At 53.0% G+C, this 20,141-nt stretch carries 16 protein-coding genes; 5 read left to right on the plus strand and 11 right to left on the minus strand.

Annotated features, from left to right (window positions below):
• Nucleotides 1-107 precede the first annotated feature (107 nt).
• The 5 genes from CF651_RS16905 to CF651_RS16925 form a co-directional block, all read right to left on the minus strand.
• The gene (locus CF651_RS16905; RefSeq protein ID WP_245855966.1) at nt 108-3,077 is read right to left on the minus strand and encodes an OmpL47-type beta-barrel domain-containing protein; all 2,970 of its coding nucleotides are present in this window, start codon (nt 3,075-3,077) and stop codon (nt 108-110) included.
• Between the two features lie 260 nt (nt 3,078-3,337).
• Nucleotides 3,338-3,580 (minus strand): hypothetical protein, encoded by a 243-nt coding sequence (locus CF651_RS16910; protein WP_094016034.1) that lies wholly within the window; start codon nt 3,578-3,580, stop codon nt 3,338-3,340.
• Between the two features lie 165 nt (nt 3,581-3,745).
• Nucleotides 3,746-4,972 (minus strand): lysophospholipid transporter LplT, encoded by a 1,227-nt coding sequence (gene lplT, locus CF651_RS16915; RefSeq protein ID WP_245855967.1) that lies wholly within the window; start codon nt 4,970-4,972, stop codon nt 3,746-3,748.
• 2 nt (nt 4,973-4,974) lie between these two features.
• A complete protein-coding gene (locus CF651_RS16920) occupies nt 4,975-7,098 on the minus strand; it encodes an AMP-binding protein (RefSeq protein ID WP_094016035.1) in 2,124 nt (707 codons plus the stop codon).
• A 181-nt stretch (nt 7,099-7,279) separates the two neighbouring features.
• The gene (locus CF651_RS16925) at nt 7,280-8,317 is read right to left on the minus strand and encodes a hypothetical protein (protein ID WP_094016036.1); all 1,038 of its coding nucleotides are present in this window, start codon (nt 8,315-8,317) and stop codon (nt 7,280-7,282) included.
• Between the two features lie 122 nt (nt 8,318-8,439).
• Here CF651_RS16925 and CF651_RS16930 point away from each other — a divergent pair, with 122 nt between their 5' ends.
• The 5 genes from CF651_RS16930 to CF651_RS16950 all read left to right on the plus strand — a co-directional run bounded on the left by CF651_RS16930 (nt 8,440) and on the right by CF651_RS16950 (nt 14,141).
• Nucleotides 8,440-9,816 carry an MFS transporter gene (locus tag CF651_RS16930; protein ID WP_094016037.1) on the plus strand — a complete coding sequence of 459 codons (1,377 nt, stop codon included), beginning with the start codon at nt 8,440-8,442 and terminating at the stop codon, nt 9,814-9,816.
• A gap of 154 nt (nt 9,817-9,970) precedes the next feature.
• The gene (locus tag CF651_RS16935) at nt 9,971-11,548 is read left to right on the plus strand and encodes a spore germination protein (RefSeq protein ID WP_094016038.1); all 1,578 of its coding nucleotides are present in this window, start codon (nt 9,971-9,973) and stop codon (nt 11,546-11,548) included.
• A 27-nt stretch (nt 11,549-11,575) separates the two neighbouring features.
• A complete protein-coding gene (locus tag CF651_RS16940) occupies nt 11,576-12,781 on the plus strand; it encodes a Ger(x)C family spore germination protein (RefSeq protein WP_094016039.1) in 1,206 nt (401 codons plus the stop codon).
• A 6-nt stretch (nt 12,782-12,787) separates the two neighbouring features.
• Nucleotides 12,788-13,018: a hypothetical protein gene (locus CF651_RS16945; protein WP_094016040.1), complete on the plus strand. Its 231-nt coding sequence runs from the start codon at nt 12,788-12,790 to the stop codon at nt 13,016-13,018.
• A 22-nt stretch (nt 13,019-13,040) separates the two neighbouring features.
• A complete protein-coding gene (locus CF651_RS16950) occupies nt 13,041-14,141 on the plus strand; it encodes a GerAB/ArcD/ProY family transporter (RefSeq protein WP_094016041.1) in 1,101 nt (366 codons plus the stop codon).
• Here CF651_RS16950 and CF651_RS16955 read toward each other — a convergent pair.
• The 6 genes from CF651_RS16955 to CF651_RS16980 all read right to left on the minus strand — a co-directional run bounded on the left by CF651_RS16955 (nt 14,132) and on the right by CF651_RS16980 (nt 20,062).
• Nucleotides 14,132-15,229, minus strand: a complete 1,098-nt coding sequence (locus tag CF651_RS16955; protein ID WP_094016042.1) for a GerAB/ArcD/ProY family transporter — start codon at nt 15,227-15,229, stop codon at nt 14,132-14,134. The two genes, CF651_RS16950 and CF651_RS16955, sit on opposite strands and share 10 nt — an antisense overlap.
• The gene (locus CF651_RS16960; protein WP_094016043.1) at nt 15,226-15,471 is read right to left on the minus strand and encodes a hypothetical protein; all 246 of its coding nucleotides are present in this window, start codon (nt 15,469-15,471) and stop codon (nt 15,226-15,228) included. The genes CF651_RS16955 and CF651_RS16960 overlap by 4 nt, the downstream gene beginning before the upstream one ends.
• 5 nt (nt 15,472-15,476) lie before the next feature.
• On the minus strand, nt 15,477-16,706 hold the full coding sequence (locus CF651_RS16965; protein WP_094016044.1) for a Ger(x)C family spore germination protein: 1,230 nt from the start codon (nt 16,704-16,706) through the stop codon (nt 15,477-15,479).
• A 14-nt stretch (nt 16,707-16,720) separates the two neighbouring features.
• Complete coding sequence (locus CF651_RS16970) at nt 16,721-17,803, minus strand: GerAB/ArcD/ProY family transporter (protein WP_094016045.1); 1,083 nt, start codon at nt 17,801-17,803, stop codon at nt 16,721-16,723.
• A 20-nt stretch (nt 17,804-17,823) separates the two neighbouring features.
• Nucleotides 17,824-19,440 (minus strand): spore germination protein, encoded by a 1,617-nt coding sequence (locus tag CF651_RS16975; RefSeq protein ID WP_094016046.1) that lies wholly within the window; start codon nt 19,438-19,440, stop codon nt 17,824-17,826.
• A 127-nt stretch (nt 19,441-19,567) separates the two neighbouring features.
• Nucleotides 19,568-20,062: a hypothetical protein gene (locus tag CF651_RS16980; protein WP_094016047.1), complete on the minus strand. Its 495-nt coding sequence runs from the start codon at nt 20,060-20,062 to the stop codon at nt 19,568-19,570.
• Nucleotides 20,063-20,141 lie beyond the last annotated feature (79 nt).

The following is a 20,141-nucleotide window of genomic DNA, read 5'->3' on the forward strand; positions in this document are numbered from 1 at the left end:
TTCCGTGGAGGGGAATGCGTCCCAGGCTTCGCCAAACATGGACAAACGGCCTCCCCGCCCTTGAAAAGGCGTAGAGGCCGTCGTGTCATGTCAAGAGATGAATCCGTCTATTTCGATAAGCTGCTAAGTAAATAAGAGACATGCAGTGTCAGCTGCGTTTTGGCGTAATCGGTCATTTTGCCTTTGGCCGCATCCTTGGCGATGGCCTCCAGCAGCTCCTGCAGGTGCTTGACCGCTTGATCCGTATGGCCCTTCTGCGCCTGCTTCTCGGCATTGGACAGCTTGGCTTCGGTCGAGACAGCCGCTCCGTGATTCTGGAACTGGCCGCTGCTCTCCAGCTGTGCAATCAAGGCATGAACGGCTTCAAAGCTGGTGCTGAAGGTTACCTCGAAGGAGAAGCTTTGCTCCGCTGCGTTCCCTGCGGCATCCTCGACACGGTACTGTACCGTGTGGGTGCCGAGGCCGATTTGCTTCGCCGACAGCACTTGACCCGAGGTGATCTCGGTACCGTCGAGCTGAAGCTGCTGCAGGGTGATGCCGGATACCGCATCGCTCGTCGCAAGCTCGAATTTCAAAGTCGCATCATACGTGACGCTGTGCACGGTTTGGCCGGACTCGGTCAGAACGGCCGTCGGCGCCGTTTTATCCAGACGCACCTGCACGGCTTGAGCGGCTTCTGCGTTGCCCGCCGCGTCGGTCGAATAATATTGAACGGTGTTGACGCCCTCCGAAGCAATGACGACCGGAGCGGTATAGCTCGTCCAAGCGCCTCCGTTGCTGTTGTACGACGTGGATGCGACACCGCTGCCTGCATCCGAGGCCTGCAAGATCAACGTCACATCGTCACGGTACCAGCCTGCACCGTTAGGCGTGGCGGACAGTGATGACGTCGTGACAGGAGCTGTCGTATCGGCGGAGAAGTCGCTGATCCCTCTTGGCTTCAATTGGTAGACCCCTTTGAAAATAGCAGCAACGCCGCGTACCGTGACGACCTGCCCTTCGTGGTAAGGGAACGAGTCCAACGTCAAGCCGGTACGGCCGTCGACACGGACATGATTGGTTACCGAACCGGAGGCGGTAACCAGATCGAATTCAAAGGAGCCGGCAGGGGTGGCGCTGGCCAGGTTGTGAATGGTTCCATTCGACAGCTCGACCAGCTGTCCCTGATTGTCCTCGCTTACTGCCCTTACAGGTATCACGAAAGGAAGCGCAGCCGTGCCCTTCTTGGCGATAGCTACCGGAGTAGCGAGCTCCAGCTCTGTGTTATAGTGAGCCAGCGGAGCGGATACGGAGACGACATCGCCTTGGTGAAAGCCGCTTTGGCTTTGGAACACATACACGCCGCCTGTCGCGTCCTGTAAATAAAAGGATTGTCCGCCGAACGCGCCCGGCTCGGTGGTGACGACGCCTTCTACGGTTACGAGCGTATTATCGGATTTCCCGCGCGCCTCCGCGATCGAGATTTTGTCCGGTACCGGAGGCTTGTCCTCCGGCAGCGGCTCGGCCGGCACGTTCGCCAGGGTGACCGCCTCGGTTTTGAGATTGCTGCCGTTCTGTCTCAGGCGGAGATTGGCCGCTCCGCTGCTGCCCGGCTTGATGCGGACATTCAAGTCCTTGTACGCATGGCCCAGACCATCCGCAGTCACGCTGAATGCGGAGCTGTAGCCGTATGCCGTCGGCCACGTGCCGTCGGCATTCTGGATTTGAGCGACCTGCGTGCCGCCGGTCAAGTAAATGCCTGCGCTGAAGCCCGAGACGGTCGCGTAAGGCGTCAGGTTATCCGCTACGACGCGGATCTGGAAATCCTGCGCATTCGGAAGCTGCGCCTGATGCACGAAGCTGTATGCGGCTGCCGCTGTCGCCGCCGGACCGCCGTAGGAGCCGGCCTTGAAGGTGGTCGGATCCCACCATTTGTAGCCTGCTGCCGGCGCAGCCCAAGGCTCTGCCTGCGGCTCGGTGGAAGCCGCAGGCTCCTCGAACGAAAGCAGGGCCGTCGGCTGATCCAGCTGCAAGCCGCTGACATCGCTCAGCTTCGTATAGCTTTCTTTCTTGCTCAGCCAGTTGATGATATTGACGAGCAGGGTGCCGTCATTTTGTTCCTTGAAGCCATCATAGGTTGTCTTGGCTTGTCCGGTCTCTTCCCGTACATATTTAGGCGTTGCATCCTCAACAGGGGAGGAGTCTCCGATAAATGCGGCTTTACCTGAACCGGATTTGGAGATGGCTACATAAGGACCTTCTGCCACGCCGCCCCCGTTATAGACGCCTTGATCGACCGCATTGGCCCATGCCTCGTTCGTCTGAGGCAGGTAAACGATGCCTTTGGCACGCGTCGGATCGAGAATTTCGATCGTAGAGCCGGCATGCATCGCAACGGTCGATACCCCGCTCGTAATGCCCAGCGCCTGATCCGGTGCCACCACCTGGCTGGTGATGATGTCTCCGAGGGCATTGTAGCGGAAGCGGACGCCAAAGTTTTCGTTCAGCCAGTCGGAGCTGGCCACCCCTTGCATCGCAGAGGAGCTGCGTTCCTCCGTGCTCATTCCTTTAGCAGGATCATCCCAGGCACCACGGCGGTAGCCGTTCATGACCTCGGAGGCATCCCAGCGGTTTTTGTTGCGGTCTGCATTATAATGGTCGGCGATGAAAAAGATGCTGCCGCCGTTTTGAACATATTGCTGCATAGCGGCTTGCTCCGTTTGCTTGTAGGGGATGTTCGCTTCCCCGATGACAAACACATCGTAGCCCTGCAAGTCTTCAATCGTGATAGGGGCAGCTTTGCGGAGCTCCTTGACATAGTAGCCGTTGTCCGCCAGAGCATTCCCGAAATCGGAGAAGGCCCCGTCAATGACCCAGTCGGCTGCGCCGGCGGTCTGTCCGTGCGTGTTGTCGAACAAAACCTTTTTGCCTGCATTTTCGTTGACAACCTTCGCATTGATGAAGGGAGCGGGATCGCTTGGACCCTCCGCAAAGGCTTGCGGCAGTAGGTCTGTAAAGGAGGCTTGTACAGGCAGCGCGAGTGCAAGCGCGAGCGTTGTTTTCAACAGCGCCGTTTTCCAATTTCCTGGTTTTCTCATCTTATTCCTCCATCTCCATCTATAAGGAAAAGTATCATTGCCCCTCAATTTTAGCACGAAAGCAGCCGGCACAATGATAACATTTGGTAAAAATAGGAATGTAGAACTAAGGAGAAAACGGAAATGGGAGGCAAGTAGGATGGATCCGTCAGGCAGTCGACAGCATTCGCAGAGGAGCGGTGCCGTGCCCGTGCCGGCAGCTCCATCCAGGAAACCGTGGCTGCAGCAGAACCGTGCCTGGAGGAGGCGGAGCATTGGACTTATCGTGATTTCGAATCGTGATATTGATCGGGCAAAGACTTAATGATTTCTTCATAGCTGAGCGCGATAGCGATTTCGAGGATATGTACCGGATTGCGGTGCGCGTAAGCCAGCAGCAGCTCCTTGTTGAACTCATCCTCATTCATTTTGAGGCTTCTTCGTACCAGCTCCATCATCGCTCTTTGATTGCGGTAGTTGAGCTGCTCGATTTTTTCCACAGCCAAATCAATCTCATTTCCCATCGGGACCCTCCCTTTCTGCCCTGTCAGGCACGGGGCTTTAACGGGGCTTTATCATATTCATTCGGGAGCACCGCTGATTTTCTGCCTTCATGCTCATGGGGATGGGCATCAAAAAGACTCATTCCGCGTTCAGGACGGAACAAGTCTTATCGTTTTTTACTATGGCTATAAAGTCATTTCCTTGCGGTTGCGTCCCATGTTCAGACGCAGAAACGACAAGATCAACAGCATAATCAACCCTTGGATAACAATGGCCATCGAGATGGATAATCCTTGATCCACTGCAAAATAATAGAGCCCCGAACCGACAAGCATCATGATATTTTCCACGAAATTTTGCACGGCAATCGTTTTACCCGAGCCGACGAGGCTTAAGCCCTCCTCCTGCAGCACCGTATTCATCGGGACAATGAAGATCCCTCCCATACATCCGACGGCGAGCAGGAGCACAATGGCGATAGGCGTGGAATGAACCCACGGGAAGATGAAAATGAGCGCCAGCATCAGAAAACCGTACAGGATCGATTTATGAAATTGACTGAGCTGGATCAGCTTAGGCGCCAGGAAGGCCCCGATCACAATACCAATGGAGGTCGTGGCCAAAATAAGCGACACGCTGATATCGTTAGGGCTGAATCCGAGGGCTATCGGAATCCATGCGAGTACCGCCGTACGAAGAACTGCCGAGCTCATCCAGAACGCTCCGGTGCCGATCAACGAAAACTTCGTCGTCGGATTGTGCAGCAGCAGGCCGATGCTTTTGAAAAATTGCCCCGCCTCCCGCGTGAAACGGATGGACGGGTTGCCCGGCATCCGGGGAATAAAGAAGGTCATGCCCAGCGAAAGTGCGTAGAGCGCTGCGCATAGCAGCACGGAGGGCACGGTAGGCGCAATCGATACGATAGCCCCGCCGCCCCCGATTCCTGTCAGAATCGCCAGGATAGTAAAAGCCTCGATACGGGAGTTTGCCTGAAACAGCTCCTGATTCGTTGCCGTCAGCTCAGGCAGGATGCCGTATTTGGCAGGAGAATACACCACGGCCCCGATGCCGACGGTAAAATAACACAGCATCAGCATCACGATACTGGATGCATCAATGAGCAGCAGGGCGGCTATGCCCAGCAATTTAATGAGATTGCCCAGAATAAGGACGACCGCTTTTGGCAGCTTATCGGCCAAGGGACCTACGAACGGCGCGAGCAGGATGTAAGGAAGAAAGAAGGCTATTGTCACCAACGCCAATGACTCGGGCGAAAAGCCGTTTTTCGTCAGCAGGCTGGAAATGACCAGAAGAGACATATTGTCGGAGAAGGCGGATAAAAATTGCGTAATATACAGTGCGTTTAACGCTTTGGCATTCATGCTTATCTTTCCCTTCGTCGAGCTCATCATTTTTAGACTCCTGGCTGCACCAAGGCTTCCGCCTGCTGCTTCAACGCAACGTAGTCGGTCTTTCCGCTGCCCAGCAGAGGCAGCTTTTCAACAGCTTCGATCCGCGAGGGCACCATCAGCGGGGAATAGCCTTTGCCGCTGACATGCGACTTCAGCTCCTGCAATCCCCCGGCCGGTGCGGGGGCGGTGACATAGAGCACGATGCGCTCGCCCTTCCGGCCGTCGGCCACGCTGATCGCAGCCACCCCGGCACGCCCGAAGCATTCGGCGGCCATTTCCTCTACGAGCTGCAGCGAGATCATCTCGCCGCCGATTTTGGCAAATCGCTTTAACCGCGATTTGATGGTCAGAAAGCCCTGCTCGTCGATATCGACGACATCGCCGCAGTCGTACCATTCCGGGCACGGGACGAAGCCGCGTCCGTGAATGAGGTAGCCCTTCATCACATTCGGTCCCTGAATGTGCAGGCTTCCGCCGTCGCGGATGCCGTCGACCTTCGCCAGCCGGCAGGCGATGCCGGGGAGAATCCGGCCGACGGTGCCTTTTTGATAGGCAAGCGGAGAGTTGATAGAAATGATCGGTGAGGCTTCCGTCGTTCCGTAGCCTTCGAGAATGCGGATCCCGAACTTCCGGCTCCACAGCTCCGCAACCTCCTCCTTGAGCTTCTCCGCCCCTGTTACCACATAGCGCAGCGAGTGGAAGTCGTATGGGTGCGCCGCCCGGCCATAGCCGGCAAGGAACGTAGAGGTACCGAACAAAATGGTCGCATTCCGGTCGTAGACGACCTCGGGAATGACGCGGTAATGCAGCGGGCTCGGATACAGCACCACCGGCACGCCGGTCAGAATCGGCAGCAAGGTTCCGGCCGTCAGGCCGAAGCTGTGGAACATCGGCAGCGCATTGAACAGCTTGTCGGCGGAGGTGAAATCGAATACCGCCTTCGCCTGATGAATGTTGGCATACAGCTGCTCATGGCCGAGCACGACACCCTTCGGCTTGCTCTCGCTGCCGGAGGTGAACAGCAGCACGTCGCGGGCCCCGCGGTCCGCCGGCGTACGCTTCAGCGTCTCCCAGAGGGCGGCCAGCTGATCTGTCCGCTGTACGGCGTCTTTTACTTCCTCCAGATATACGATACGAACCTGCATCGCCAAGGCGGCGATAACGGTTTGAAGCTTCGCCTTCTCGATGAACTCCCGCGAGGTGAGCACCGTACGCAGTCCTGCGGTTTCACACGCGTCCAATAGATTTTGCTGACCGGCGGAGAAATTCAGCATCGCCGGCGCCTTGCCCATCCGGAACAGGGCGAACAAAGCAATGACGTGCCCGATGGAATTGGGCAGCAGCAGCCCGACGGCGTCCTGCTTTTTTAGCTGCGGTCTGAGCTTGCGTGCGAACAGATGCGACGCAAGGATAAGCTTGCGGTACGTGAACTTCTGCGTCAGATCCTCGCAGATGATGCGGCTTCTACCGTGCATTGACGCCTGCAGCAGCAGCTCGTCGAACAGGTTCACGTCCGGCTTCAGGCGGCTGTGCAGCAGCTGCTCCTGCATCACCTGCAGGATTCGATCGGCCGCCAATTCCTTTTGCCGCTTCATGGAAAGCTCCGGCTGCGGCGTGATCCGAAAGGCTTCGCCGATGTGAATATGAATCTTCGGGAACCAGACGGTGTTCACTTTGTTTCCTATATAAGAGAACTTGGAGCGTTCTGCTCCGTTGATGGTAATCGGGATCAGTCTTGCTTCCGTCCGAAGGGCGATGTAGGCAATCCCTGTGTATATTTTCATCAGCCCGCCTGTCGTCGTGATGCGCCCTTCCGGGAACAGCACCAGCGGAACGCCGCTTTGTACGGTTCGCACCATCGTCCGGACGGAATACGGGTTCAGCGGATCGACGGTAATGTAGCGGCATAGCTTGAGCGGCAGGGCGAATCGCTTGGCAATACCGGTGTTGACGACGAAGGTAGCTTCTCTGGGCAAATACAGCGCAAGCAGAACAGCATCCATCAGCGATACGTGATTGGGCATCAGAATCGTTTTATCGGATAAATCAAGCTTATCCAGACCCTTCAATCTCAGCTGGAACAGCCAGCGGAACAATACTTTTAATATCGATATCAGTGCGGGCATCGGGATCGGCTCCTCTTTTATAGACTGGCCTTATGACCAGGTATAAATTGATTGTTATTTGTATTGTACTGGAAATCCCGCCAAATGAAGAGTACTAAATTTGCGTAGTACCTCGATTAAGGCCGCTACCCCAAAAAAAATCGACGGACCGATGTCCGCCGTCAGTGCTTTCAGCTGCTTTCTAATTTTGTTGAAATAATGGAACTCTGGCATAAGGAGCCAGCCGATGGACCATAGTGTGACGCCAGTATTGGTTGATTTCATCCAAATGTGAGAGCATATCATCGCTGAAGCAGGATTCTAATTCGGCCGCCGAAGAGGCTTGATGGAATGTCGAGTTGTAATCTCGTTCTGCCTGGTGGAACGTATCTACAAATAACGATTGAAAGTCGTGAGGCTCTTGGGGATAAAACTTATCGAACAGTTCAAATGAAATTTGGGCTGCGAGTAAGCTTCTTATTCTTCGGGGCAAATATTTCAGTTCCATTCGTTCCTTGTATATAAAATCATGCTCTCTACTCATAAACAGGAAGAAGATATGAACTAAATAAATCCATAACCGGATGTACTCGATGTTAGAAAGCTGCAGGTCCGGAAATGCCATTTGTCTATGCTCCTCTGTAAGAAAAGCAGCTTGAATACTGTTCGTAACTGCAAAAGCATCGGCGTCCATTTCCAGCACTTGTCTTTCCAACTTGGTAATCGGGCCTGTCTTATGAATACGGTAAAGCTCGTGCCCATTCATGTGATGACCTATTTCATGTAAAATGGCAAACTGCATGGAGATAGACGAGCAGAATTGAGCCAGTTGTTTCCGGGTTTCATCGGTTGGTGCAAGGTAGAAAACCGTTTTATTTTGAATATAGGGCTTGAATGCCAGATGGGCTTCTGAAGGGAACCCGACAGCGGAACCATAAGCCGGAAATACGGATGCGTTGCAAAACAGCTTATAGAACAGGTCATGAAGCCTTACGACGAATCCATAGGTTATATAGACGCAATCGATCTTTTTATTGCGGATATCGACAAAGGCATCGATCTTATCACTATTAAGAAATCGGAACTCAAATTTACGTTGAAATTTGGTAAGCTTATTGTTGTGCAGTTGTTCAACGTGGTTGTTTGCATATTGATGATACACATGAAAATATGAGCTTTTATGCAGCCTCGAAAGTTTAAACTCATCGACTCGATTAAATGGAAAAAAAGAGAATCCCATCCGCACCCCTCCCTTATGCCAATAGTTTACAATTTTCTGCGTGAAGGTGCAAAAATCATCATTTGACAAGTTAAAACAAGCCATGCTAGAGTTTGAGCAACAATCTGCCTCAGGAGGCGCATATGAACGCGATACCCGAATCGAGAAACAAGGGACATTTCTGGCTGATCGCAGCGGTTGCTCTGGGCACGCTGCTGAATCCGCTTAATACAACGATGATTTCTGTCGCCTTTTCACGGCTTCAGGAGGAGTTTCAAGTGACGTATGCTTCGATCTCATGGCTGATTGCCACGTATTACGTCGCCAGTGCAGTAGCCCAGCCCGTGATGGGAAAGCTTGGGGATCTGTACGGCCGCAAAAGAATGTTTATGATCGGCCTTGCTCTCATCACCGTCTCATCCATGCTGGCTCCGCTGTCGCCCGGCTTCGGCTGGCTGATGGCCTTTCGCGTCATTCAGGCGGTCGGCAGCTCAGCGCTGTTCCCGTCCGGGATGGGCATCATCCGCTCGGTCATTACAACAAATCAGGCGCGTGCGCTCAGCGTCATGTCGATATTTTCCTCGACCTCGGCTGCATTCGGCCCGTCGCTCGGCGGGTTTCTCATCCAGTACAGCGACTGGCAGGCGATATTCCTGATTAACTTCCCGTTTATTCTTGCGTCGTTCCTGCTTGCGATTCGTATGATGCCGAAGGATACTCCTCGCAAAAACGCGGTGCCCGGGGCGTTGGACGGATGGGGGATCGTTTTCTTTACAGCACTCATCTTCAGCTGGCTGTTCTTTTTCCTGTCGTTCAAGACCGGGGTGAACTGGCTGCTGCTCGTGCTCAGCGCGTGTCTGAGCATAGCTTTTTATTTGTATGAAGCGAGACGGAGGCAGCCGTTTATCGACGTCCTTTTTTTGAAGGGGAATGTGGATGTATGCTTCGTCTATCTCCAATTCATATTGGTCAATATCGTGTTTTACTCGATCATGTTCGGCATTCCTTCGTATTTGCAGCAGGTGCGTCATTACAACGGCCAGGAAGTCGGACTGATTATGCTGTCCATCTCCGGCTTCGGGGTGCTGATCACACCGCTGGTGGGCCGATGGATCGACCGTTCGGGCTCACGAACGCCGCTTTTGGTCGGGACCTTGTTCACCGTCGCTGGCACGTCTCTCCTGCTAACGCTCACGGATGCTTCCGTACCGGCCTGGATTTTCACCTGCTTATCGGTGCTTGGCATCAGCAACGGATTTCAGAATTTGGGGCTGCAGAGCGCATTGTATGCTTATGTGGCTCCGGCGGAGACAGGGGTTGCTTCGGGCTTGTTCATGACTTCCCGGTTTATGGGTACGATTCTTTCCTCAAGCCTGCTCGGCACCGTCTTCAGCAGTCAAATTACGACCAGCCATCTGCATAGCCTGATGCTGGGATGTGTCATCATCAGCTCCGTGATGCTGCTGCTCTCGATTCGCATGTGGCTGAAGGGTGGCATCGTTCGGCAAAAACAGCTTTAGCCAGAGGTGAAACCTGCCGCATCATGTTAGATTTTAGCGATCCATGTTGTCTGCTTTTGCAGATGACATGGATTTTTTTGTATCGAGGGGGGCTCAAGTGGTTAGACTGGTAAAAAATGCAGGAGGGGTGACAAGCGTGGGATCGTTTATAAGAATGCTGTTCAAATCCTTGCAGCGCAATCCCCAGACGGCCGCTCCTGAACAGCCTGCTGTGCCCAAGCAGCTTCTGCCAACTGATGTGCGGCAGACTATCCGCATGATTCAGTCTCGAACCGGGCACAGCACGGATATCCTATTCAGGCAATTTCCCGTACCGACCGGCAGGGGCACTTCATTTGCCGTTACGGTGGTGTATTTGGAGGGGATGGCCGATGCCACGCCGATTTTGGATGCCTTGCTGTTCGACAGCAAAGAAAACCATGCCTTGGAGCAAAGGCTGGCCGACCACGAAGATCCGTTGACAGCGCTTATTCATTCCGTTTTGAAAATCGGGGATATTCAGCAAATCTCCGACATGGATTCGGTGTATCATGCGATATTATCGGGAGATACGGTTGTTTTGGTAGAAGGTGTAGCCCGGGCTATTGCCGCAGGCACGAAGCACTGGAAGGACAGAGGGGTCACTGAGCCCTCCACCCAAACCGTCATCCGCGGGCCGCGCGAGGGCTTCTCCGAAACGCTGCGGACCAACACCATGCTCATCCGGCGGAAAATCAAAAATCCCGGCCTGTGGCTTGAAACGATGCAGATTGGGGTTGTGACCCAGACCGATGTGTCTATCATGTACATCGACGGGATTGTGAACCCCAAAGTCGTCGCTGAGGTGCGGCAGCGTCTGAACAAGATCAATATCGATGCCATCCTGGAAAGTGCTTATGTGGAGGAATGGGTACAGGATTCCACGGCAACGCCTTTTCCAACGGTCTACAACACGGAGCGGCCCGATGTAGTTGCAGCCGGGCTGCTGGAAGGACGCGTGGCTATCCTGGTGGACGGAACCCCGTTTGTTTTGCTGGTACCCGCCTTGTTCACGAATTTTGTCCAGACGGCGGAGGATTATTACCAGCGTGCGGATATCAGCTCTTTGCTCCGCATGCTCCGCTATGTCTGTTTGATGATCTCCATGCTGGCGCCATCCGCCTATATCGCGGCGACCACCTTTCATCAAGAGATGATCCCGACGTCCCTGCTCACAAGTATTGCTGCCCAGCGGGAAGGCATTCCGTTCCCGGCCTTTGTGGAGGCCATGCTGATGGAAATCACCTTCGAGATCTTAAGGGAGGCAGGCGTACGGATGCCGAGAGCAATCGGTCAGGCGGTGTCTATCGTCGGCGCGCTGGTCATCGGGCAAGCCGCTGTAGAAGCAGGGTTGGTCGGGCCGGCAATGGTCATTATCGTATCGATTACGGCTATTTCCAATTTTGTCATTCCTTCCTTCAGTATGGGTATTGCGATACGGATGATCCGTTTTCTGTTGATGGTCCTCGCGGCTACGTTTGGCCTGTTCGGCATCATGGTCGGGTTGATCGCGCTTGTTCTCCATTTGTGCAGCCTGAGATCCTTTGGAGTCCCTTATATGGCTCCATTTGCCCCTTTTATTATCGAGGACCAGAAAGACAATCTGTTCCGTCTGCCGCTCTGGATGCAGCACACCCGCCCGCGTCTGGTGAATCAGAGCAATATGGTGAGGGAGCAGGCCTCGTCCAATGAGAACCCGCTAAGAAAGAACTGACCCTGTGAAAGGAGCTGGCATGATCCCATGCTGAAAAGACTGTGTCAGGGCCTTACGCTTTGGGCTGCACTGATCTGCTTGACCGGATGCTGGAATCGAAGGGAGCTCAATGAGCTGTCCATCGCGTCAGCCTACGGATTGGATAAAATCGGTACAGGTTATCAAATCTCCGTCCAATTAATTAACGGGGACGAAGTGGCGACGAATAAAGGAGGTGGCGGCGGCAACCGTATGCCGGTGGTCACACAGGTGCTGGCTCACGGAAATTCGATTTTTGAATCGGTGCGGCAGCTGTCAACGTCAACACCGCGTAAAATTTATTCCTCGCACATTCAGATGCTGGTCATCGGGGAGACGCTGGCAAGAGATGGCATCGCGAAGGTGCTCGACGCCTTGTCCAGAGACCATGAAATGAGGACGGACTTTTATATCGCTGTGGCCAAGGATGCGACGGCAGCGGATGTTTTAAAGGTGTTGTCGCCGCTGGAGAAAATCCCCTCCCATAAGCTTTTCGCTTCGCTGGAGTCAGTGCAGAATGCATGGGGAGGCTCCACCAAGGTCGATTTGCATCAGCTCATTTACGACTTGGTCAGCAAAGGCAAAGACCCGGTTCTGGCCGCCCTCCGCATCACAGGGGATCCCGAAGTCGGCCAGTCCAAACGAAATCTGAATTCGGTGAATCCTCCCGTATTGCTGCAATATGACGGCTTGGCCGTCTTTAACAAGGACCGTCTTGTGGGATGGTTAAACCAAGAGGAGAGCAAAGGCTATAATTACATCACCGGCGGTATCAAAAGCACGATTGTCCCTGTGCCTTGTCCTGAAGGGGGGCAATTGGGGATCGAATTGATCCGTACCGATAAGAGTCTCAAAGGAAAGGTGACAGGGGGGCAGCCGCAGGTTAACCTCCATATCGATACCGAAGGAAACGTGGGCGAGGTCGAATGCCATCTCGATTTAAGCGAGCCCGAAACGATACGGCTGCTGGAGCGGGGGGCGGAGGACAAGATCAAAGAGACGGTTCAAGCCGCGGTGAAGAAAGCGCAGAAATACAAAGCGGACATCTTTGGCTTTGGCGATGCCATACACCGTGCCGATCCGAAGGCTTGGAGACAATTGGAGCCGGACTGGAATCAACACTTTGGGGAGTTGACGGTACAGGTGACCGTTGATATGAATATCCGAAGAACGGGAAGTGTCGTAGAGTCGTTCTTGGGTCAGCTGGGGAAGTGAGGAAGCATGTGGACGGTAGTCAGTATGTTGGTAACGGCACTGATTTTTATGTGGGAATTCCCTTCTTTATGGAAATCGAAGCAGTGGAGGGAGCTTGGATGCTTTGCGGTTCTTCTGGCTGTGGGGTTCTGTCTGGCCGTCATGCACAGCTTGAACGTGAACATCCCGAACCCGCTCGACGGCATAACGAAACTTTATGAGCCTTTTGCCCATGCCATTTCGGCTTTATTGGGATAATGGCACAAAGAAAGGAGCAACCATGCTGGAGAAGGGTAAAATCAATTCGCGGCAGCTGAAAATATTGGCGATGCTGTACACGCTCGGGAGCGCCATTCTGATTGTACCGTCCGGACTTACGGCCGCCTCGAAGCAGGACGCCTGGATTGCCGCTATTGTAGGCTGCGCACTCGGTCTGTCGCTGCTCTTGTTGTACAATGCTTTAGGGACACGTTATCCCGAGCAAACTCTGATCCAGTATAGTCAGGTTGTGCTGGGTAGATGGGCCGGAACGGCTGTCGGTATCCTGTATTTCCTGTTCTTTTTCCTGCTGTCATCGCTGGTGCTTCGCAATATCGGGGATTTCATTACGAGCATTACCCTGCCCGAAACGCCGATCCAGGCTGTCCATATCATGTTTCTTTTGATAGTCATTATCGGAGCGCGTCTGGGGCTTGAGGTGTTTGCACGGGCCTCGGAAATTTTTTTTCCATGGATTTTATTACTGCTGCTTGTGCTTGTCATTTGCATCTCGCCGCAAATTCACGCCTACAAAATGCTGCCGATGTTTGAAGAGGGCATCAAGCCGATTTTGAAGGGCAGCCTGTCGATACTCGGTATTCCTTATTTAGAGCTGGTCGTCTTTCTTATGCTGTATCCTTATGTCAACAAGGTAGGCAAGGCGGGGAAGGCACTGTTTACGGGGGCGCTTCTGGGGGGGATCGTGCTTATCGTCATTACAATGATGTGTATTCTCGTGCTGGGGGCGGATTTTACGGCAAGGCATGCCTTTCCCAGCTATACGCTTGCCAAAAAAATCCATTTTGGCGAATTTATACAGCGGATCGAGGTCTTCATGGGCATCACCTGGTTTTTGACGATTTACTTCAAGCTCATCATTTGCTTTTATGCATCGGTTCTCTCCCTGGCACAGCTGTGCAGACTGCGAAGCTACAAGCCCCTGACGCTGCCCATGGGACTCATCCTGACCGTGCTCTCCCTCATCGTGTACCCGAATATTGTTTATTTCAGAAATTTTGCATCGAAAATATGGACGCCCTACGCTCTCACCTTCGGCCTCGCGCTGCCGCTTCTGTTGTTCATCGTATCCTCGATTCGGAACAAAGCGAAGGCTCAGGGCTGAACCGGGATCCTGCGCCGAAGCAGGATGGTAACCCATAAAACAAGCGGCATAATAATTTGGAATATAGGGAAAAATTTCACGCTGATCTTCAGTCCGACCCACACGTGGGAGGTATAATTCGGCTCGAGCAGGGAGGAGGCGTAAATAACGATACCTGCAGGTATCGTCCAACGGCGTGCGTTACTGGAGGTCAGATAGGATAACCCCAGTACGGTGCAAAAATAGAACATGATCATCTTCATAAACAGCCCGACGAAAACGAGCAGGGTGATCAGCACATCCATCCGTTCCAGGACATTGGCAAGGGAAATCAGCTGAATCGATTGGAGAAAAGGAATAGTCGTTAACGCGGCAAGCGTAGGACCCAGTATGGCGATGTTCAGCATGCTGGTAAAGATGAGAAAGCAGGACACGAAAATATAGGCTTTGAGCGACGTTTTCAATGGAAAGCCTTGCTCTTCGTTCGTGAAGTGCCAGAACATCAGGAAAATGACGATCTGTCCGAACGGGAACGATACAAGATCTGGAAATGCTGCTTTGAGGACAGGGGTAACCCCGTTCTCCAGCATGGGCAGAAGCTGCTCGAAGTGCACCACCTTCATAATAAAAAAGAACAGGATAATGAGCAAGGAGCTGCCCAGATACAGAACCAGAAGGATTTCGCCGATGCGAAAAATAACCTCGACGCCGCTGTACACGGCATAGGCCCCAATAATGATGACAATGAGCATCGTTACGGCCATCGGCGTTTCGGAGAGCAGAGTCAGGGACGTGAGCTCTCCAAAGTCCCGCACATTGCGCATCGATTCGTAAGCGAAATAAAGGACATAGGTGGAGCTCAGGAATATTCCGACAGGGCGGCCCCAATAAAGCGGCAGCAGGGCGATCAAGTGGAGACGGGGCTGTTTTTTTTGAATGGACAAAAACATCCATAAGAGCAGTAGTCCGATCATGGCGGCCAAGGCCATCGCGAGCCATGCATCCTGCTTCGCGCTTGCACCCAGCATGAACAGCGGCGTGCTGCCGATTTCGAAAAGAACGATCATAAAGCCAAGCTGATTCTGGGAAATATGCTCCTTATTCCTCATTCGTTCGGCGGACCTCCCATCCATTGCTCCAAGTGGCGACCGGCGGATACAAACAAGCCGAGAATAGGGGAAAAGGTGGAGGTGAACGGCCAACCGTAAACATTCCCCAGACTGAGATAGGCACACCAGGCGATCAGAACTACAAACGGTAGCAAGTCCTTTTTCTGCCCCTTCGCCTGGATACGGCTTATGCCCAAGACCGACAAGCCGATATAAAATATGACAATGCTTAGTGTAATCACAGGCTTCAATCCTCTTTGTTCTGCAGTGTTTTGAAGCTTCGATTGCTAAGGCCGGTCCGGTCAATGGATACTTTGATCTGCGGCTCTATTTCCATTCGGGCAAATGCAGCATCCCAATGACCGTTCAGTTTCTTCCACTCCTTGGGGAAATTGCGGTGAATGACATCGGCAAAGCCCAGAACGTCGGTTCCCAGCTCCTTCGACGCCTTCCAACCGCTCAGCACAATCCGGTTCAGCTCTTGCTGCAGCTGATTTTCCAGCAAACTCACGTTATCCGGCTTGCTCAGATCGAGCTGGCACCCGCTTTCCATCAAAATACCGGATGCTTTAATATCCACCTTCATGGAGAAGTGATCTCCGCTTTTCATCGGCTTCAGCTTGGTAGAGCTGTGGCTTAGCCGAAAGGACGAATTGTAGGCTGATCTTTTTCCGTCATATGACGACTTGCCGCAGGGGAAGGAAATGATCGCCCGGTTCACTTTATTTTTAATAAACGAGACCCCGAATGATTCCTCCCTTTTCATCCAGCCGACGAGCTTGTCGCCCTTCAGAATGCCCAGTCTTCCTATTTTCAATTTGGAGCGTACGTACGTTTTTTTGAGTGTGTCCAAGGAGTCGGTCGCCGCTTCACCCGATAAGACGATTTCCGGCAGCAGGCCGCTTTTGGATGAGCTGGTTAATGACATGGCCAGCTCGAACAGCATCACGCTCGGGATCAACGATGAATTGCGCGCTTCATTCATAATGATTTCCCGGATGCCTTGTCCGGGTATTTTCTCGGAATGCATCAGCTGCTGCAGAATGGTACGGGCTTTACCGGTCGTGACCAGCACATGGACCGTTTCGCGTGCTTCGGCTACTCTTAAGTACAAATCGATGATCGGATCCAATCCTCGTCTTGCCACCTGCTCGCTTACGACGAGGATATTCGTATGGGCAAAGAAAAGCGCCCGGGAGTTTTCAATGTTGCTGTTCGCCACCGCTTCGCGTATCGTTCTCCCGCGGGCAGAGAACACGGTAATAGGCGATCGGGAGGCCGAGCTGCCCCCTACGGTACCCGCGCCGCTGGAAATGGCGGAGGGGATGACGACCTGGTAGGAAATAACCCAGTCCTCTCCCTCCAAATCGAACGCGGTTGCGGAGGTAATGGACAGTTCATTCAGCTCAATACGATTCCAGCATCCAGTGAGCAGCATAGAGAGTAGCGCGAAGCTGAGAATCCATCGTAATTTCATGAACAATGCCCCTTTCAGGAATGGGGTCGGGACAGCTTGTGGGAGATCCACAGCCCTACGGGGAGCAGCACATTGAAAAAAACAAGTAACGGAACGGAAGCATAATTGTTAAATTCCATGAGCTGGGCCGCTTTTGGCCAGGCGTATAGGGTGGTCAAAGCGCAGATCAGTCCGAGAATGATTAGAAACGGCTTGTCGTACCGGATACGGAACGTATGAACAAAGCTGTGAAATGTAGCGAATAAAAACAGGGAAATTTTCACGTACATGCTGCCAATCCAGAACGTAATAAATAAAATGTCCAGCCTTTCCAGCAGGCTGCTGACCTTGATGATGCCAATGACTTCAAACGTAGGGTAAACCATCATCTGAATCAGCCTGGAGCCGAAGACGGTGATGGTCACGATGACAAATGCGGTCAAGATCAGCCCGGAGGCCCCGATTCCAATCAAGCCAACCATTCGCGCTTTCTCAGGGGATTCAAGAAAAGGCGCCAGCAGCAGGAGAATCGCTCCCTCGCTCAACCAGCTGAAAGGAACCGCGCTTCCCTGGGCTAAGCGGTAAAACGGATGATCTCCTATGGGCAGCAGAAACGAGGGGTGAAACTGTTTGGTCAGCAGCAGAATGTATACGACAAAAATAGCCGCGGACAAAGCAAAGATAAACGTGTTAATCCGCGCGATGACCTCGATTCCTTGCCTCACGGCATATAATGTGACGGTTAAGCCAACGGCGAGTACGACGTACACGGGAGTATAAAGCAGGAAATTTTCCCTTATAAAATTAGTGAATTCCCGCAGAATGACGCAGCTTACGGTAAAATAGTAGTAGGTAAGCAGAAGGCCGACTACGATGCGGACATATCGACCGAAGGAGCCCTCAAGCCATTCGAAGAACGTGGCGTACCTGCCGTAGTTATTGGCGCCGCAGATAAGAAAGATGAGCAGCATGGAGACTACCGTAGCCATAAGGATGGAGATCCACGCATCCTGGTCTGTAAACCGAACCGTCGAATTCGGAATGGAGAGCACCGCGGTAGGGACAATGGTGCTTATGATCAATAAGACACCTTGGGTGCTCGAAATTTTTTGGATCATCCGCTGCCGCGCCTCCTTGCCTAGGACCCTTTGTCTTTAGGATCTTCCCCATCCTTGATCGGAGGGGAGGGCCGTTGATGGGTTCCTTGTCTGATGGTATTGTCGGATATTAATCCGGGGCGTCGCCTCATGGCCCACATCGGGACCCGGATGAAGACATCCTTGAGATTTCTGTAGACCAGCGGAGCTACGGGCATGAGATAAGGAATGCCGAAGGAACGCAGGCCAGCCATATGAATCAAGAGAATCATCAGCCCCGACATAATGCCGAACAAGCCCAAGGTTGCGGCCAGAAGCATCAGCATGAAGCGGATCAGCCGGGCGGCGATCGCCATATTGATCGCAGGGATGACGAAGTTCGCTATCGCGGTGAACGATACGACAATGACCATGGCCGCCGAGACCAAACCGGCCTGCACGGCGGCTTGACCTAATACGAGTGCGCCTACGATAGAGATGGCAGGGCCAATCACCCGGGGCATGCGCACACCGGCCTCCCGCAGCACCTCGAATGTGATTTCCATCAGCATCGCTTCCAGGAGTGCGGGAAAGGGCACCCCCTCGCGCTGGGCCGCCAGGCTGATCAACAGGGTCGTAGGCAGCATTTCCTGATGGAAGGTCGTAATGGCGATGTAGAGAGAAGGCAGGAGCATGGACAGCAGAAACGACGCGAAGCGAATGAGCCTAAGAAAGGAAGACAGATCATATCGTTGATAGTAATCCTCGCTCGATTGAAAAAATTTAAAAAACGTGACGGGAGCCATCAGCACAAACGGTGTGCCGTCCACAATAATAACCACTTGTCCTTCCAATATAGCCGCAGCGGCGCTATCGGGACGCTCCGTGTTCATCAGGGTCGGGAACGGCGTGAAGGTGGCGTCCTGTATGAATTCCTCGATATATCCGCTCTCCAGAATACTATCCGTTTCGATGCGGTCAAGCCGCCGGTGGATTTCATTCACCACTTTATCGTTGGCGACGCCTTCCAAATAAACGACGGCTACATTCGTTTGCGTCTGCGCCCCGATTTTTTGGGTCTGGACCCGCAGCGACGGCGATTTAATAATGCGCCGGAGAAGCGAGGTGTTGGTGCGGATGTTCTCGGTGAAGCCTTCCTTTGGTCCGCGAATGACGGTTTGTGTGCTGGGCTCCTCAACGGACCTCATGCTGCCCCCGGAGGTATCTGCGGAGAATGCCGCCTCACAGCCGTCGAGAAGAATGACCGTGTTGCCTTCGAATAAGCTGCTGTAAATGGCTTCAAGCGAATGCAGCTCGGTTACACTTCCGATGGCAAGGGTTTCTTCCAGCAAGAAACGGTATACATCCCCGGGATGTGCGGAGACAGGGGTATCCCCTTGCGTCTTCAACAACGATTCCCGCATCATCCATTGGATGGATTCCATGTCTACCAAGCCGTCAATATAAATAATCCCCATCGGGCGTTCGCTGAATCTTTTGTTGACGACAGTACGAGTCACAATATCGGGACTGTTACCCAGAGCTGAACGGATGAGCTCCAGATTCGTATCCAGCTGCGGTGTGATCGGATGATCCTGCCCGGCTGTGCTGTCGTTTCCTCTATTGTTATATGCGGCCCGGTTTTGGTTCCTACGTATATCCTTACCGAAAATACCCATAGTTACCTCATACTATCTAAAGAAGTAATGTTAGGATTTCCAATCCTTAGCTTTTTATGCGAAGCCGAGACGGACGCAAAAACGGCCCGGTCTAGAGAAAAAGCTCTCTTGGCCGGGCCGTTCTTTACTATAAGTTCAGTTCCTTCGCATTCTCCGCCACGGTACCGCCGCGCTCGGATACCCGAAGCGCAGCCCGCTGCCACCAGACGATGGCGAACTCAACAAGCAATAGGGTCATCAGAAGCCCTGTAAGCGAGACAAGCACAGCGAGCGGAAGGCTCCACAGGTTATCCGGGTGCGTAAAGAAGGGAACAAGCGCGATCGCCAGGATCGGCGGCGCGTTCAGTCGAAACCTTTGAATCAGAATGATCGTGCTGATCGTAGCGGCAAAAAAGGAGATAAAGCCGGCATTGGATATGTACAAGGCGGAGCTGATCAGAGAAGCTGCCGACGCACCCATAATCAGCTTGGAGAAATCCTTGAAAGCAAAGGTGCGGCTAATAAATAAGTAGGAAAAGGCGCCAAGTGTAGGATAAAACAGCATTTTTACACCGGGTATATGTTGGGAAATCCAGTAAATCAGCAATAAATAAAAGCAAATTGTCCAGGTCTTCAAGCTCAAGCGAGGCCACATCCTTTACGATTACCATAAAACACAAACCTGTAGCATCATACACCAAGGGCAAGCGCTCCGTCAATAC

Origin of the sequence: Paenibacillus rigui, from assembly GCF_002234615.1 — a bacterium.
Taxonomy (GTDB): Bacteria; Bacillota; Bacilli; order Paenibacillales; family NBRC-103111; genus Paenibacillus_S; species Paenibacillus_S rigui.

Coding starts and splice junctions, on each gene's coding strand:
- CF651_RS16905 (WP_245855966.1), bottom strand. CDS start 3,077: ATGAGAAAACCAGGAAATTGGAAAACGGCGCTGTTGAAAACAACGCTC.
- CF651_RS16910 (WP_094016034.1), bottom strand. CDS start 3,580: ATGGGAAATGAGATTGATTTGGCTGTGGAAAAAATCGAGCAGCTCAAC.
- lplT (WP_245855967.1), bottom strand. CDS start 4,972: ATGATGAGCTCGACGAAGGGAAAGATAAGCATGAATGCCAAAGCGTTA.
- CF651_RS16920 (WP_094016035.1), bottom strand. CDS start 7,098: ATGCCCGCACTGATATCGATATTAAAAGTATTGTTCCGCTGGCTGTTC.
- CF651_RS16925 (WP_094016036.1), bottom strand. CDS start 8,317: ATGGGATTCTCTTTTTTTCCATTTAATCGAGTCGATGAGTTTAAACTT.
- CF651_RS16930 (WP_094016037.1), top strand. CDS start 8,440: ATGAACGCGATACCCGAATCGAGAAACAAGGGACATTTCTGGCTGATC.
- CF651_RS16935 (WP_094016038.1), top strand. CDS start 9,971: ATGCTGTTCAAATCCTTGCAGCGCAATCCCCAGACGGCCGCTCCTGAA.
- CF651_RS16940 (WP_094016039.1), top strand. CDS start 11,576: ATGCTGAAAAGACTGTGTCAGGGCCTTACGCTTTGGGCTGCACTGATC.
- CF651_RS16945 (WP_094016040.1), top strand. CDS start 12,788: ATGTGGACGGTAGTCAGTATGTTGGTAACGGCACTGATTTTTATGTGG.
- CF651_RS16950 (WP_094016041.1), top strand. CDS start 13,041: ATGCTGGAGAAGGGTAAAATCAATTCGCGGCAGCTGAAAATATTGGCG.
- CF651_RS16955 (WP_094016042.1), bottom strand. CDS start 15,229: ATGAGGAATAAGGAGCATATTTCCCAGAATCAGCTTGGCTTTATGATC.
- CF651_RS16965 (WP_094016044.1), bottom strand. CDS start 16,706: ATGAAATTACGATGGATTCTCAGCTTCGCGCTACTCTCTATGCTGCTC.
- CF651_RS16970 (WP_094016045.1), bottom strand. CDS start 17,803: ATGATCCAAAAAATTTCGAGCACCCAAGGTGTCTTATTGATCATAAGC.
- CF651_RS16975 (WP_094016046.1), bottom strand. CDS start 19,440: ATGGGTATTTTCGGTAAGGATATACGTAGGAACCAAAACCGGGCCGCA.